This is a genomic window from Lactobacillus apis (genome assembly GCF_002837055.1).
In the GTDB taxonomy this organism is placed as follows: Bacteria; Bacillota; Bacilli; order Lactobacillales; family Lactobacillaceae; genus Lactobacillus; species Lactobacillus apis.
The window spans coordinates 1-15,472 of sequence record NZ_PDKP01000014.1 but is presented as its reverse complement, the minus strand read 5'-3'; the positions used below and the strand labels follow the sequence as shown (position 1 = coordinate 15,472).

The window sequence follows — 15,472 nt, the reverse complement described above, 5'->3', positions numbered from 1 at the left end:
CTTGAATGTGTCCATTGCCGGTAAATCCCAACGGAGTTGGCTTCTTTGGCCGAAAACAACTCCGATTTTTTGTGCATTTTTTTGTCTATTAGTTAGTGGATCCATGTCAAAAGTTCTGACACTTCCACTACTTGGCTGTAAAATGCCTAAAATCAGCTTAATTAGGGTCGATTTACCAGACCCATTTAAACCAACTAAGCCAAGGTGTTCGCCCTGCTTGAGTTGAAAATTAATATTTTGAAGTGCAACAAAATCACGATACTCTTTATGAAATAATTTTGTTGCTTTCACTTTTTTATATCGTTTTACCAAGTTTTTGGTTTCTATTATCATTATGTCTCCGCTCTTAATATCAGCGATAGCATTTCCCCAAATAAACTATCAGTATCTATCTTTGAGCCAGTCATAAAAAGTCATAGTTAATTATATACTTTTTTAATAATTAAAGCATTTTTTAATCTGTTGTATAAAAAATAGTTTCGTTGTCAGCCAATAGGTGCCCCTTTTACTTTGAAAATAATGCCAAAACAAAGATAAGGACTATCACCAAGATATCTGCAAACTTCATCTTCTCTTTTAGGAAAATGTCGCTAAAAATCACGCTGTAAAGAGAAGTCATGTTTAAAAAGATCCAGGCAATGCTTGAGTTAGGCGAAGAGGTTGCCAAAGTGTAGGTTACTTGCGCAAGAAGGGTTAAGACGGCGCGACTACCATAAATAAGGAAAACTCTACCTGTTAAGTTTTCACCATTAATTTTGAGGGAATGATTTTTATAGATAAAAGTAATTAAGGAAATTAAGCACCGAACATAGATTGTCATAATCGTAAAAAAGACCAAATCAATTGGCTTAATTAATCCTTTAGTCAAAAAAGGCGAAAATGCCGCTTGCGCAATTAGCAGTGGTGCAATAACTGTAAATGTCTTCGCCAAGTTTTTCAAATCCAAATTATCTTTGCGTTGTTCAAAGGCAATATAAATGACAACTATGATAGTTGAGATAATCGAAACTAAGTAAGAAGATTTACTGAAATAACCCATTGTCAGCAAAATTGCCAACGGAATAAACAAATCAGTAATTTTACTTAGGATAACCGATTGCATGATAGTTACTTTTTTAAAGACATAACTATAACCATATGCCACTATTTGCGCTAAAAAAGCATACAAAAATACCCTAATTAAGTAATTGTTTGTAATGCGTGGACTGGGGTAATTATGCAATATAACCAGCAACATAAAAGTTACTAAAACTGAACTACAAATATTATTTAAAAAGTTAACATCAATTGAGCTTTGTTTGCGATAACCCATTTGGTAACGGTCAATCACCGAAATTATCCCGCGTGAAAAAGATGAAATAGTAGCAAAAATAATCAACCACAGATTGCTGACAAGCATACGTACCTCCAAAAAATTAACTTAAATAATACCCAGCTATACAGCTTATATATTACTACTCTTGTTCAAATAAATTTATGCTTTTGAAAAAGCACCCTAACTCATAAGTTAGGATGCTCTATCAAATTTTGGCTTTATTCAAATTGATCTATTGCTTGATCAATCGCAACTGCACCATTGGCCAAGTCAAAGTCTTTTCGATGCAGCTTATCTTTCTCGATAATTTCTGCAATTACTTCTGCTACATCTGCTCGGGTAATTGTTATGGCAGAAGCGGGCTCTGTTATGTGTTGTGCTATTTTGACTTTTCCAGTTGCTGCAGTGTTGAGTAACCTAGCTGGCCGCAAAACTGTATAATCTAATGAGCTATGGTAAAGCCATTGGTCGGCATAGTATTTAGCAGCATAGTAGTAGCTTTGTGGCTCTACTGCTGGAGCATGATCTGACCAAAAACTGCGGTCATCTGACTTAATCGAACTAACCATAATAAAGCGCTGAATGTTTGTTTTTTCAGCTGCATTAATTGCCTTAACTGCTCCATCAAGGTCAATCATCATAGTTGCGTCAGCACCAGTTTTTCCACCTGATCCGGCAGAAAAAACCACAATGTCAACCGTTTGCATCACTTGTTCTAGTTGCTTTTGCGGTTTTGTTAAATCAACAAAAGTAGTTGCAATTCCTTGTTCTTGGTAAGCTTTCTCCTGTTCAACCGACCGCAAGCCTGCAATAACTTCACAGCTTGGGCTCTTTTGTAAAATCTGAACTAATTGTTGCCCAATTTGTCCATGTGCACCTATTACTAGTACTTTCATCTTCAATCACTCCAATTTTGCTAGTTTTACAATTAATTATCGCAATTTTTAGTCTAAACAACTAGCTGAAATTTAAAAAGCTTCTAACTAATATAGTTAGAAACTTTTTTGTCCTTAAAATCGCAAAATTCAGCAATTATAAATCTGCCAAAGTCTTCTTTTTTGGAGCGTTCTTAGGGCTATTAGCATCGTTTTCCTTATAACCAAAGAAGTAAGTTAAAGCAAAGGCGGCAATAATAGTCACAATTGATGCAATCCAGAAGTTTAACAAGTTATTTGGATTGCCCTGTCCAGCCTTAGGAACAAATGATGGGAAGCCAATTAAACTACCGGTAAAACCATACATATCAACTTTGAGCAAACCATTAACTAAACCACCAATAGCTGCACCGATACTTGAGGTCATAAATACACGACCGTATTTCAAGTTAACACCATACATCGCAGGTTCAGTGATACCAACTGCTGCTGAGATAGCTGCACTCATCGATAATCCCTTTAGTTCAGGATTATGCTTAGTCTTAAACCAAACTGCAAGTGCACCAGCACCTTGAGCAACCATTGTAATTGAGATGATTCCGTTTAAGACACTGTGTCCTGTTGCGGCAATGTCGTTAGCAATTAACGGAATTACTGCCCAGTGCAGACCGAAAATAACCAGTATTTGATATAATCCACCAATAATCAAACCAGATAATGCAGTGTTAACTGTGAGTAACCATTGCAATACTCCGGCAATACCTTCTGAAATAAAGGAAATAACTGGACCAACGATAATTAAGACTGTCATTCCGACTAAAAAGATTTCTACTAATGGTGTAAAAATTTGTCTCAATGTAACTGGCATCCATTTTTTAATCCAAGGTTCAATTTTTGCTGCCATCCAAGCTGCAAAAATCATTGGGAAAATAGAATAAGTATATTGTGGAATGTGAATTGGAATACCAAAGAAATTAGCGTTAATACCAACACCTGCTAGGAAATAGCTAAACTTCCCGCTGGCATATATTTTTACCAAGTCAGGATAAATCAAAAAGCCACCGATTAATGAAACAATGACAGGATTTGATCCCAGCTTTTGAGCTGCAGTAAAACCAACAATTATTGGTAGGAAATAAAAGGCTGCATCCCCCATTGAATTAATAATCGTGTAAGTTGGTGATGCTGTCGACATATGACAAAAGTTAGTCAAGATATTGAGAATACCTTTTAACATTCCACTTGCTGCCAAGAGTCCAATTACGGGCATCATTGAGCCAGTAATAACACCAATCAATTGGAAAAAGGCATTTTTGATTTTGCCACCAAAACTTAAATCTTGGTTATCCTGTTCATTATTGTTGCTATCAGCTGCTTCTTGGCCTTGCCCTGCATATTGCGGTCCCAAAATCTTAATGACCTCATCATAAACATCATTAACAGTTTGTCCGATTACTACCTGATATTGATTATTGGCACGAGCAACGTCCAGAACTCCGCTAATTTGGTTAACCTGATCATCATCAGGAATGCTGTCATCTTTCAAAGAAAAACGTAATCGCGTAAAGCAGTGAATTACGCTTTTTATATTATCGCTTCCACCAATAGCTTCAACTACCTCTCGCGCAGTTACCTGATACTTATTTTCTTTAGCGTTAGCAGCTGGTTTGGTCTTAGTGTCCTCTTTTAAAGTGACTTCTGCTGCCACTTGACCAGCATCAATTTTGCCTAGTTGGACGTCAATACTACTCAGAATTTCTGCAGTATTAGTTACTGCAACAACTACTTCATCATCTTTTCCAGCGGCTTTGATTGCAGCAAGATCCATTGTTCCAATTTTTTGACCTGCTTCAACCTCATCTCCAGCTGCTACCTCGACTGAAAATGGTTTACCTTCTAATTCAACTGTATCAATTCCCAAGTGAATTAGTACTTCCATGCCAGTAGCTGTTTTAAAGCCAATCGCATGTTTTGTGTCAGCAACCATCATAATTTTGCCCGTTACCGGTGAAACAAGCTGTGTTTTCTCTGGCTTAACTGCAAATCCTTCACCCAATGTTTTTTGAGCAAAAACTGGATCATCAACTCCGCTGAGATTAATGACTTCACCACTTATGGGAGCCAATAAGTTCTCTTTTTTCATAATTTAAACTCCTTCAATAACTTTGTATCCTTTTGAAAACGCTTTCCAAGAAATTATATTACTTGTATAGACAAGTGTCAAATTTTTGTTTATTATTTGGTTAATTATTAGTCTTACTTTGAACTAATAATTTGTCTAGATAGGTTAAAATAGTAAAGAAGGTGCTATGATTAAGTATAAAAAAACGAGGATTACTGATAATGACAGCCAAATATTTGCAAATTGCTGCGGACTTAACTAATAAAATTAAACATGGCCAATATAAGGCTGGCAAACTCTTACCAAGTGAACCAGTTCTCTCAGAATTATATAGAGTTTCACGTGAAACTACTAGAAAGGCACTTGCCGAGTTAATGTCTGCGGGCCTAATTCAAAAGCTTAAAGGTAAAGGATCGATTGTACTTGACCGTACAAGATTTGCGTTCCCAGTTTCTAATATTGAAACTTTTGACGAACTCAATAAGCAAGAACAAATGCATGCAACTACAGAAATTTTGCATTTTAGTGACACTAAAATGCCATCATCTATTACCGATCAGCTAGATATAACTGATCCTACTGCAATTTTTGTTGAGCGGTTGCGTTCAATCAATCATGAACCAATTGTTATTGATCAGGACTATATTTTAAAAAAGTATGTTCCGCACCTTACAATTGAGCAAGCGCAAAAATCTCTCTACTCCTATTTCGAGCGCGACTTAGGACTAGAAATTGATTACGCAACTAAGACAATTACAGTTGAACCAGCTGATAAAAAAGTAATCCAAAGTTTGCAGTTAGAAGACACCAATCTGGTTGTAGTTGTACGCAGTTTAACCTATCTAAAAGACACATCATTTTTTCAATACACAGTTTCTCTGCATCGTCCCGATAAATTTAAGTTTGTCGACTTTGCACGTAGAAAGGCACAACACGGGAGAATTATTTTATGAGTTTTGAGGACAAAGTTATTTATCAGATTTATCCAAAATCTTTTTATGATAGTAACGGCGACGGTTTAGGGGATTTAAGAGGTATCATCCAAAAGATTCCATACCTGAAAAGACTAAATATTGACATGATATGGTTTAGTCCTTTTTTTGTTTCCCCACAAAATGATAATGGCTATGATATCGCCGACTATTATGCAATTGATCCTAGATTTGGAACAATGGACGACTTTGATGAATTGGTTAAAAAGTTAGCAGAAAACCATATCGATGTGATGCTTGATATGGTTCTAAATCACTGCTCAACAGAGCATCCTTGGTTTCAAAAAGCATTAGCTGGCGACGAATACTATCAAAAGTTTTTCTATCTTCGTGATCCAAAGCCTGATGGTAGTTTACCTAATAACTGGACTTCCAAGTTCGGTGGTCCAGCTTGGGCACCATTTGGAGACACAGGCAAATACTACCTTCACTTATATGATCAAACACAAGCAGATCTAGACTGGCATAACCCTGAAGTAAGAAAGGAACTATTTAAAATGGTTAACTTCTGGCGTGATAAGGGTGTCAAAGGTTTTCGCTTTGATGTAATTAACGTTATTGGTAAGGACGAAGACCTAAAAGACGCACCAGAAAATGTTGCAAGCAAGTTAATGTATACTGACAAGCCAATTGTTCACCAGTACCTGAAAGAATTAAATCAAAGTACCTTTGGACAAATGCCTGATTCAATTACTGTTGGCGAAATGTCTTCAACTTCCATTCCTAATTCTGTAGCTTACACAAATAAGGATAACCACGAACTATCAATGGTCTTTACCTTCCATCACTTGAAGGTAGATTATGAGAATGGGCAAAAGTGGACTAAGGTTCCTTTTGATTTTGCTGCTCTCAAGAAATTACTCAATGACTGGCAATTAGGAATGAGTCAAGGCGGCGGGTGGAATGCCCTCTTTTGGAATAATCATGATCAACCTTGGGCTTTGAGCCGCTTCGGTGATCCAATTCACTACCGCGAAAAATCTGCAGAAATGCTAGCAACCGTGATGCACTTATTACGCGGAACGCCATACATTTATCAAGGCGAAGAAATTGGAATGATTGATCCTAATTATGAGCAAATATCCGATTATGTTGATGTTGAAACACATAATGCGTATCACGAGCTGAAAAAGCATGGAGTAAGTGAACAAGATGCGCTGGCAATTATTCAAGCCAAGTCACGCGATAACAGTAGAACACCAATGCACTGGGATAGCGGTCCTAATGCCGGGTTTACTACTGGTACACCTTGGCTGAAGCCTAAAGACCAGGAGCGAATAAATGTCGCAGCAGAACTAGACCACGGAGAAATTTTTTCCTATTATCAAAAATTGATTTACTTGCGTAAGCAGCTTCCAATTATTGCTAAAGGCAGCTATCAACCAGTTGATTTGGATCATCCGCAAGTTTTCGTTTATCGCCGCGATTATAATGGCCAAACATTATTAGTTATTAGCAATTTTTACGGTCACCCTGTTACCTATCAATTGCCTGAAGCTTTCCAAGGACAAAAGGCAGAAACACTGATTACTAATTATGAGCAAAATATTACCGAAGTACCTAATGCGCTCAATTTACAACCATATGAAGTAATAGCATTGCTAGTTTAAGCAAAAAAGAAAGACTGATCTAACAGCTTACCCTGAAAGTAAATAACTTTCGGGTTTTTTTGTTACTATGCTTAAAAGACTATTATTTTGCTTCAAATAAGCGCTTTTTACTACATTCAGAGAAAAGATAAATGCAAACTAAAAGACTTGATTCTGATTTATTATCATTATCAAGTCCTATAACAGAAATTAAAATTTGTTCATTAAAAATAATATTTTAAGCTAAATTTCGTCCTTAGAATATTGTCTCATTGGTCTTAGTTGATTGATTTGATATTCCAAAGTGGTTTTATTATTTAGACTATTCACAAAAATATAGTTTTGGTCTTTGCTTGGAAATACACGCATTGAAAAAACATTTCTCCCATCTTCTAAAAAAATTTCTGCCGAAGAAATATCTTGAACAATTCGTAACTGAATAGGCTGGCTTGAATCAATTTCACACGATCTTTCTGTACCAAATTCATCTTCAAAACTAGTGCCAGCTTTTTCACGATTAACAATAAAACTGTTTTTTAATGCATTTATTATTAGCCTTAGGTGTCGTTCATTTTTTGAATCACTAAATATATCAAAAATAAAAACTGAATCTTGTTTACAACTAATTTTTAGTTTAATATCCCTTGCATTACTACCTTTTTCGACAAGCACAGTTTCTTGCAAGACTTCTTGCTTACCTTGAATCTTTGAAGTATATAGCTCCTGTATTTCTTGAATAGGTTGCTGATAAAGCCTATTTTCTTTTATTGTTAGTTCTCTGGGAAAAATTAGACACCCTGTATAACCATATTTTTTTGTTGGATCATTACCATTGCTTATACTCATCCACGCCGTCAAAAGACGTCTGCCATCTGGAGACAACATTGTTTGTGGAGCATAAAAATTAAATCCGTTATCAAGTTCTCTCATTGCTAAACAATTAAAGGCACCAGTAGCCAAATCCATTTTGTTGCCAATGAAGTAACACACCTGAAACATATTTTGAAAATGATTTCCTTTAGTTTTAAGACCTTGCGGACAAAATATTAAAACGCCCCTACTGTCTAAAAGAAAATAATCCGGACATTCCACCATATATCCTTGGTTTTGCTCCATATTAGTTTTCACTTCACCCACTTTTTGCCATTCATTTAAGTCTTTGCTTCTAAATAGTAAAGTTGTTCCAGTCAGGTCTTCTCTTTGAGCTCCTATAACTACATAATAAAAGTCGTTTATTCTAAACACTTTTGGATCACGAAAATGGCCAGTATATCCTTGTAAAGGTCCATTTATTAATGGCTTTGATATTTTTACCGTCTTATTATCTTTGTCCATCCATGCGCCCATTTGAGTTGGTTTTCGCTGCCATTGATCTTTTTCAATTTCTACCCAAGAGTTGCCAGTATAAATAATGAACAATTTGCTGTCTACCTGCAAAGCACTTCCAGAATAAACTCCATAGTCATCAAATTTCGTATCATTTGACATAGATTGCCCTAAATCAAGCCAATCTATTAGATTTTTAGACCTATAATGATGCCATCCTTGTTCAAAATAATTAGGATTAGTCGTAAATTTTAATGGAAAAGATTGATGAAACAAGTGGTACCATCCGTTATAGAATGAAAAACCATTTGGATCATTAAGTTGTCCCATTTTACTTTCTATGTGAAATATTTGACGAAAAGGTGAGTGAAGAACTTTTTCTCTTTCAGCTTTCAATAAACTTTTTGGTACTTCATTTAAATTTTTAACTAGGTTTTTAAATCCTTTTTTTCTATTTTCCATCATTAGAGCCTTTTCAAGTAAAAAACTGCTTAATCGAATAAAAATTAAGCAGTTCTTCTTTTAATTGATTTTAACTTTCTTTTAGCATGTCATCACTATATCCAAAGAAGTAAGTTAGTGCAAATGAAACGCCGAATCCAACAGCACATACCAAAATATAAAGTGGTAATTGCTTATTTAAGAACAATAATATCCCAGGTATTACTGTAATTGACATACCTGTAGCTGCTAAATTAAATACGCTTGAAAGAAAACCACCTATGGCACCACCTACACATCCAAACAAAAATGGCTTCAAAAATCTAATATTAATACCATAAATTGCAGGCTCAGTAATACCAAGCAAAGCTGATAGTGTTGAAGGATATGCAATTTGTTTAATCTTAGATGAGTGAGTTTTAATTGCCACGGCACAAGCTGCTCCTGCCTGTGCTGCAATTGAAGCAGAACTGATAGGGTTTACTGGATCCCAATGAGTATTAGCTAATAACTGTATTTCAACTATGTTTAATGCATGGTGCATTCCTGTAACAACTATCATTTGATTGATAGCACCCCAAATTAGACCACCTAGTCCATAAGGAAGATTAACAATCCATTCAGCTGCATATAAGATTCCTTTTTCTACAGTTCTGAATACTGGTCCAACTAGAAATAGTCCAAGCATACTCATTAATAAAAGAGTAGCAAAAGGAGTAACAATTAAATCCATCGAATTTGGAACATGCTTATGTATAAGTTTCTCTACTTTTGCTCCTAAAAATCCAAGGATAAACGCTGGTAGAACTGATGCTTGATACCCAGCTACTGGAATAAATCCAAAGAACATCAAGGCAGGTTTTGTACCCTGCGCAACATCCCAAGCTGACGGTAAAGCAGGGTTAACCAGCATTAATCCAAGTAGAACTCCCAAAATAGGATTACCGCCAAAAACCCTAAAAGCCGACCAACAAACTAGTACTGGAAGAAAATCAAATGCAGTACCTGTTAAAATACTAAAATATGTATTAAATTGAGCAGGTATTTGTTGAGGAGTCAAACCAAATATTTGCAAAATTTGAGGCTGAGTAATCAGACCCTTTAATCCCATAAATAGACCCGTGGCAACAAGAGCAGGAATAATTGGGACAAAAACATCTGCAAACATTCTAATTGCGCGACGGAACCAGCCTGACTTTTCGGCAGCCACATCATTTAAATCTGAGCTGCTTGTAGTAGCTGCTCCTTCTTCCTTGACAGCGTCATAAACATCATTAACAAGCCCTGTACCAAAAATAATTTGATACTGACCTGAAGTAAAGAAATGACCTTTTGCTTTATCAATTTTGTCCAGCTTTTTTTCATCAACTTTTTTTCTATCATGAACAACTATTCTTAGCCTAGTAGCACAATGAGCCGTTGAAACAATATTGTCTTTACCACCAACTGCTTCAAAGACTTGTTTTGCTATTTTTTTATTTTCATTCGAAGACATCTTTTCCTCCTAGATATAATCAAAAATGCAAATTTTTATTTACACAAATAATTGTAAGCGCTTGATATTACTTATACTATACATTTTTTAATCTAAAAAGATGTAAAAATTTGTCAATTGAATTAGCTATTCAATATATTCTATTTTCTTAGTTATAACATCGCGAGAATTAGGTCCAACCATTATATCGAAATAACCTGGCTCTATTTTCTCGTTGCCTTCATTATCATAAAAAAGCAATTTATTTGGTTTTAAACAAAAAGTTATCTTTTTCCTTTGATTTGGCTTTAATTCGACCTTTTGGAAATCAACTAATCGTTTAACTGGCTGAGCAATTGACGCTACTTCATCATGAATATATAACTGTACTGTTTCTGTAGTAGTCCAATGACTCTCATTAATCAGGTTAACTGTAATTTCAAGTCTACTCTTAGGTGTAATTTGGCTTGAGCTTAATTCAATACTTTCATATTTAATATCACTATAAGAAAGACCATACCCAAACGGGTATAATGCCCCCCCTGAACAATCAATGTACTTCGAGACAAAGCGCCCAATATGTTGAGAGTTTGTAGCTGGTCTACCTGTTGATAAATGATTGTAGTACAATGGTTCTTCTCCACTTGCATATGGAAAATCCATTGTTAGTCTTCCAGAAGGATTATAGTTACCAAAGAGAACATTAGCAATCGCATTACCACCTTCCGTTCCAGGAAACCATGCTTCGACTATTGCATCAACTTTATCTTCAATGTCGCTTAACACTAGTGGGCGTCCATTTATTAATATTAGGATTATTTTTTTCCCTACTTTTGCTATTTGCTCTATCAACTGACGTTGATTTTTCGGCAAATGCAAGTTTGTCTTAGATCCTGCTTCACCATCTTCATATGTATCTTCTCCTAACGCCAGAAGAACTACATCAGCTTTTTTAGCAGCTTCAACAGCCTCGTAATTATTTTTTAGTTCCACCTCTTCAGAAGAAACAACCTTGTTAATACCTTCTTCGTTTAGATAACCTAAGCCTTTTAAAAATTCTCTGTTTCTTTGAAGATCTGTTCCTTTGCATACATGCAAATCAGGAACATATTTTTTAATACCTTCAGAAATAGTAACAGTGTCTTGTGGATCCCCATGAATAGCCCACATTCCAATCAATGTGTTTTTATTTGAATATGGCCCGATTAGTGCTATTTTTTGTTCTTTACTTAAAGGCAAAACGTTGTCTTTGTTTTTCAACAAAACAATTGACTCTTCTGCAAGTTGACACGCTAGCTTCCTTTTAGAATCAGTTAAAATGCTGCTCTTTTCTCTTATCTCACTTGCACCATAAAAAGGATCTTCAAACAAACCCATTTTATTTTTCAAATTTAGTATTCTTAATACTGCTTTATCAATTTTTGCTTCATCGAGTTGGCCATTCGAGACTAAATCTTTTAATCCGTTAGAGTAACACGGAGATTTCATATCAATGTCTACACCTGCATTTAAAGCTGCTTTACCAGCTTGAGTTTCATCGGTAGCAAAGCCATGCTTTATTAGTTCATAAATAGAAGCATAATCTGAAATAACTACACCATTAAATCCCCATTTTTCTCTTAATAAGTCATTTATCAGTTCTTTGCTTGCAGTAACTGGCACTCCATTTAAAGTTGTTAAAGAAGTCATCACCATGTTGGAACCAGCTTCAATTGCGGCCTTATAAGGCGGTAAATAGTTTTGATATAGATTACTTATTGATAAATCTACAGAATTATATTCTTTGCCACCTTCAACTGCTCCGTATGCCGCAAAATGCTTTACACAAGCTATTTGTCCTTGCTTTTCTTTTAAATTTTTTTGAAGTCCCTTAACCATAGCTTCTGCAAATTTCGAGTTTAAATAGGGATCTTCTCCTGGTGATTCAAGTACACGCCCCCATCTTGCATCTCGAGCAACGTCTACCATTGGAGCAAACGCAACATGGTTACCTGCGGCAGAAGCTTCATCAGCTGCATTGGTAAATGCCTCTCCTACTTTTTCTAAATCCCAAGAAGCACCTAATCCAAGAGGTATAGGTAATATAGTTTTATAGCCATATATAACATCCGACATAAAAAGCATAGGAATATGATGCGGTTGCTTTTGCATTTGTCTTACTTGCACGTCGTGAGTCTCTTTAGCACCCACAACATTTAAAGCTGAACCTGCTAGTTCAACCATTTTTTTGTCAATGCCCAACTTTTGAATGGGGCCGATAGAAATATCATTAGCGCTGAAAAATTCTCCAGACAATTGCACTAATTGACCTATTTTTTCTTCCAAACTCATGTCATCTAAAAGCGCGGTAATCTCTTCTTGTTTCATTGTTTATATCCTTTTATATACTAAGAAATCTGTTATTATCATTATAATTTCAAAACATCTTATGCAACATACAGAAAAGTGAAAACTAATATGTAATTTTTTGTCTCAATGCGTTAGAATATTGACAAAGTAAGAGGTTTCTATATGGTCAAATATGAAGAAATTATCCATGAATCTGCTATCCCTTTCAAAATTTTTAGTTTTAGAGCTAAAAGTATTAATCGTATTATTGCTCCACACTGGCATCAAAGTACCGAAGTTCTTTTTGTTAAAGACGGCAGCCTAAAAATAACTCTACAAAATAAAAACTATATTTTGCATAAAAATGAATTTGTAGTTATTAACCCCAATGTAATTCATTCAACTAGGAGCTTAAATAAAAATTGGGTACTTTGTATCCAGTTCCCCTTATCATTTTTAAAAATCGTAACTAATGATAAATTTGAAACTGACTTTATTTTTAAGGACATTAATAACAACGCTTTAGAAAATAAAGAGATAGCAACTTTATTCAGTAAAGCAATTACTCAAACAGAAAACAGGCCAAAAAATATTCAGTACTATTTAGACTTATATTCATCTGGTCTATTAATTTTAAAAGAATTGATTTCTTCTTATTCAATTAAAAACAGTGTCAAAAGTACTGAAGATAAAAATATTAGTATTTTAAATAAATCAATTGCATACATTAACTCAAACTATACAAAAGACATCACTCTAGATGATATTGCCCAACATTTAGGATATTCATCTAGTTATTGTTCAAAAATCATTAAAAAGAGTTTAGGAATCAGTTTCAAAGAAATAGTGGATATTGTGAGACTAGAGAAAGTAGTCATTGAAACTAGAAAAAAGCAAAAGTCTTTTGAGCAGATTGCTCAAGAAACTGGTTTTAAAACTTATCGCAATCTATATAATGCTTTTTATTCCATCTACCAAATGTCTCCAAAACAATTTTTACAGCAATCTAAGTAGCTACTGATGTTTCCATAACAGGCCTGCCATTAGTGCTTTATTCAATTTTATCTTTAAAATCAAAATTGAATTCTTGAATAAATTTAATAAATTGATGAACAATTCGCTTGTTATTACTCTCTTGAGTAACAGCAACCAAATCTACTGTTGGCTCCCACTTTAATGGAACATAAATAGAATTCTCTTCAAGTTTGGGATAAAGACAATACAAACCAAAAGCAATGCCTTGCTCTGCTCTAATTAAAATATCGAGTGCTGACAAATCATTAGCATATGTAATATGCATCTGATTATTTGTGTGCATTACTTTATTTTGTAGATTTATTAGATCTGCAGCTGCCCAATTATTATCAAGAAAAAGCATTTTTTCGCCTTGAAAGTCTGCTAGTTTCAATTTGGGCTTTTTACTCAAGGGATTACTTTTGGGCACGATTGCTTTAAATGGTTCATTTTCAATATGATAACTTTTAATATTACTTAAGTCTTCTGCATCTCTACTCGTAGTTATTAAAAGATCAATTTCATTCGATAAAATATGCTGTTTCAGCTCATTATGATTAAGACTAATAAGTGAAAATTTGGCATTAACATACTTTTGCTGAAATCTCTTTATCCAAAGTGGCAAATAGTAGTCATTGAATGGTGTATATGAATAACCAATTGAAATTTTCGAATTGGCTTCTAGCTCTTTCTTTTGAATATCTTGAACGGCAGAATAGTAATTATTTATTAGCGGCTTTATTTTCCGATAAAAGGCCGCACCATCTTCAGTAACGTTGACGTAGCGTTTGTTACGATTAAATAGTTTAACCCCAATTTCACTTTCAATTGCTTTAATATCATGAGAAACAGTTGGCTGTGTTACATGTAATGCCTTAGCAGTTCTCGTATAATTCCTTGTTTCAACTAAGTTGATAAATGTTTCTAATTTTTTTATATCCATTTTTCTGATAAATAATTTCTATTATTAATAACTGATATTAATTTCACTTATAAGTATAACTAAAATATACTGATTTAAGAAAGCGATATCAGTAACTTCAAACATTTTTAGAGGTAATATTTTATGAAACAATTTAGTGCAGAAGAAAAAGGGTTCCATGGTACTATTAAGGCTGTTGTGGAGATCGATGAAGCTAAAGGTCAGATTAACAAAGTTTGGGCTGAAAATGTCACACCAAACACAATTGGTGCTGCAGGAATTGCGACTTGGTTAGAAAAAGCAAACCAAACAAAATCTGTCGAAATAGATGCAGTTTCAGGTGCATCTATTTCAACTGGGGCTTTAAGAAAAGCTGCAATCACCGCTGCAAATCAATCAAAAGTGCTTAGTATCAAAGAAAATGTTGATATAGTCTCGGGAGCCTCCCAATCGGGCTCAAATACTGTAAAAGCAGGGATACCAGAACCTGCTAATTATCCTTTACTAAAAGACGAAATCACCGAATACGATGTAGACACATACGAAAATGAATTCGACGTAATTGTCGTTGGTGCTGGTGGTGCCGGCTTAGCTGCTGCAGCCACTGCTGCTGAAAACCATGCTTCTGTAATGGTCATTGAAAAGCAAGGAATAGCTGGAGGTACAACTAATTACTCCGGTGGTGTCATCCAAGCTGCTGGTACTAATTTACAAAAAGAAACTACTCAATTTCAAAACGATACTCCTGAAAATCATGAACGTGAATATATGAAGGCAGGAGAAGGACGTGTTTACCAAGATTTAGTACATGATTTTACACAGAATTCTCCTAAAAACATTGCTTGGTTAGCTAAAATGGGCATTAAGTGGACTAACGTTTATGGTCATACAGAAATTCCATATGCTAAAGACTATTTTGCAGATCGTATTCACGTTTATGAAAATGGTGGTGCCAGTGGTAATGGGATTATTTTGACTCAGCACCTACTCAATTACTCTTTAGATTTAGGAGCTAAGATTACATATAATACCGCTGTAGTCGGTCTTATCACTAACAACACTAATAATCAACGC

General features: G+C 34.9%; 12 protein-coding genes. 4 read left to right on the top strand and 8 right to left on the bottom strand.

Annotated features, from left to right (window positions below; all coding sequences use genetic code 11):
- From CRG87_RS06755 to CRG87_RS06740, 4 genes are all read right to left on the bottom strand, one after another.
- The coding region (locus CRG87_RS06755; protein ID WP_133125489.1) for an ATP-binding cassette domain-containing protein at positions 1 to 333 on the bottom strand (333 nt) is incomplete at its 3' end.
- A 172-nt stretch (positions 334 to 505) separates the two neighbouring features.
- Positions 506 to 1,399: an EamA family transporter gene (locus CRG87_RS06750; RefSeq protein WP_074426408.1), complete on the bottom strand. Its 894-nt coding sequence runs from the start codon at positions 1,397 to 1,399 to the stop codon at positions 506 to 508.
- A gap of 134 nt (positions 1,400 to 1,533) precedes the next feature.
- Positions 1,534 to 2,211: an SDR family oxidoreductase gene (locus CRG87_RS06745; protein ID WP_074426407.1), complete on the bottom strand. Its 678-nt coding sequence runs from the start codon at positions 2,209 to 2,211 to the stop codon at positions 1,534 to 1,536.
- Positions 2,212 to 2,347: 136 nt separating this feature from the next.
- Complete coding sequence (locus CRG87_RS06740) at positions 2,348 to 4,333, bottom strand: glucose PTS transporter subunit IIA (RefSeq protein WP_074426406.1); 1,986 nt, start codon at positions 4,331 to 4,333, stop codon at positions 2,348 to 2,350.
- Positions 4,334 to 4,533: 200 nt separating this feature from the next.
- Here CRG87_RS06740 and treR point away from each other — a divergent pair, with 200 nt between their 5' ends.
- Both treR and treC read left to right on the top strand, forming a co-directional pair.
- Positions 4,534 to 5,265 carry a trehalose operon repressor gene (gene treR, locus CRG87_RS06735; protein ID WP_074426405.1) on the top strand — a complete coding sequence of 244 codons (732 nt, stop codon included), beginning with the start codon at positions 4,534 to 4,536 and terminating at the stop codon, positions 5,263 to 5,265.
- Positions 5,262 to 6,914 (top strand): alpha,alpha-phosphotrehalase, encoded by a 1,653-nt coding sequence (gene treC, locus CRG87_RS06730; protein ID WP_074426404.1) that lies wholly within the window; start codon positions 5,262 to 5,264, stop codon positions 6,912 to 6,914. Before treR ends, treC begins: the two co-directional genes overlap by 4 nt.
- A gap of 222 nt (positions 6,915 to 7,136) precedes the next feature.
- Here treC and CRG87_RS06725 read toward each other — a convergent pair whose 3' ends face one another.
- The 3 genes from CRG87_RS06725 to bglX all read right to left on the bottom strand — a co-directional run bounded on the left by CRG87_RS06725 (position 7,137) and on the right by bglX (position 12,501).
- Complete coding sequence (locus tag CRG87_RS06725) at positions 7,137 to 8,684, bottom strand: sucrose-6-phosphate hydrolase (protein ID WP_306452988.1); 1,548 nt, start codon at positions 8,682 to 8,684, stop codon at positions 7,137 to 7,139.
- Positions 8,685 to 8,751: 67 nt separating this feature from the next.
- A complete protein-coding gene (locus CRG87_RS06720) occupies positions 8,752 to 10,155 on the bottom strand; it encodes a sucrose-specific PTS transporter subunit IIBC (protein ID WP_074426402.1) in 1,404 nt (467 codons plus the stop codon).
- A 126-nt stretch (positions 10,156 to 10,281) separates the two neighbouring features.
- Positions 10,282 to 12,501 carry a beta-glucosidase BglX gene (gene bglX / locus CRG87_RS06715; RefSeq protein ID WP_074426401.1) on the bottom strand — a complete coding sequence of 740 codons (2,220 nt, stop codon included), beginning with the start codon at positions 12,499 to 12,501 and terminating at the stop codon, positions 10,282 to 10,284.
- Positions 12,502 to 12,645: 144 nt separating this feature from the next.
- Here bglX and CRG87_RS06710 point away from each other — a divergent pair, with 144 nt between their 5' ends.
- Positions 12,646 to 13,476, top strand: a complete 831-nt coding sequence (locus CRG87_RS06710; RefSeq protein WP_083213224.1) for an AraC family transcriptional regulator — start codon at positions 12,646 to 12,648, stop codon at positions 13,474 to 13,476.
- A gap of 37 nt (positions 13,477 to 13,513) precedes the next feature.
- Here CRG87_RS06710 and CRG87_RS06705 read toward each other — a convergent pair whose 3' ends face one another.
- The gene (locus CRG87_RS06705; protein WP_074426399.1) at positions 13,514 to 14,419 is read right to left on the bottom strand and encodes a LysR family transcriptional regulator; all 906 of its coding nucleotides are present in this window, start codon (positions 14,417 to 14,419) and stop codon (positions 13,514 to 13,516) included.
- A gap of 123 nt (positions 14,420 to 14,542) precedes the next feature.
- On the opposite strand from CRG87_RS06705, the gene CRG87_RS06700 reads away from it, so the two are divergent.
- Positions 14,543 to 15,472 (top strand): FAD-dependent oxidoreductase (locus CRG87_RS06700; RefSeq protein ID WP_133125488.1); only part of this gene is annotated, 930 nt, incomplete at its 3' end.

Bases quoted from the DNA above. Each gene is read 5' to 3' on its own strand.
- CRG87_RS06750 (WP_074426408.1), bottom strand. From the start codon at position 1,399: ATGCTTGTCAGCAATCTGTGGTTGATTATTTTTGCTACTATTTCATCT.
- CRG87_RS06745 (WP_074426407.1), bottom strand. From the start codon at position 2,211: ATGAAAGTACTAGTAATAGGTGCACATGGACAAATTGGGCAACAATTA.
- CRG87_RS06740 (WP_074426406.1), bottom strand. From the start codon at position 4,333: ATGAAAAAAGAGAACTTATTGGCTCCCATAAGTGGTGAAGTCATTAAT.
- treR (WP_074426405.1), top strand. From the start codon at position 4,534: ATGACAGCCAAATATTTGCAAATTGCTGCGGACTTAACTAATAAAATT.
- treC (WP_074426404.1), top strand. From the start codon at position 5,262: ATGAGTTTTGAGGACAAAGTTATTTATCAGATTTATCCAAAATCTTTT.
- CRG87_RS06725 (WP_306452988.1), bottom strand. From the start codon at position 8,684: ATGATGGAAAATAGAAAAAAAGGATTTAAAAACCTAGTTAAAAATTTA.
- CRG87_RS06720 (WP_074426402.1), bottom strand. From the start codon at position 10,155: ATGTCTTCGAATGAAAATAAAAAAATAGCAAAACAAGTCTTTGAAGCA.
- bglX (WP_074426401.1), bottom strand. From the start codon at position 12,501: ATGAAACAAGAAGAGATTACCGCGCTTTTAGATGACATGAGTTTGGAA.
- CRG87_RS06710 (WP_083213224.1), top strand. From the start codon at position 12,646: ATGGTCAAATATGAAGAAATTATCCATGAATCTGCTATCCCTTTCAAA.
- CRG87_RS06705 (WP_074426399.1), bottom strand. From the start codon at position 14,419: ATGGATATAAAAAAATTAGAAACATTTATCAACTTAGTTGAAACAAGG.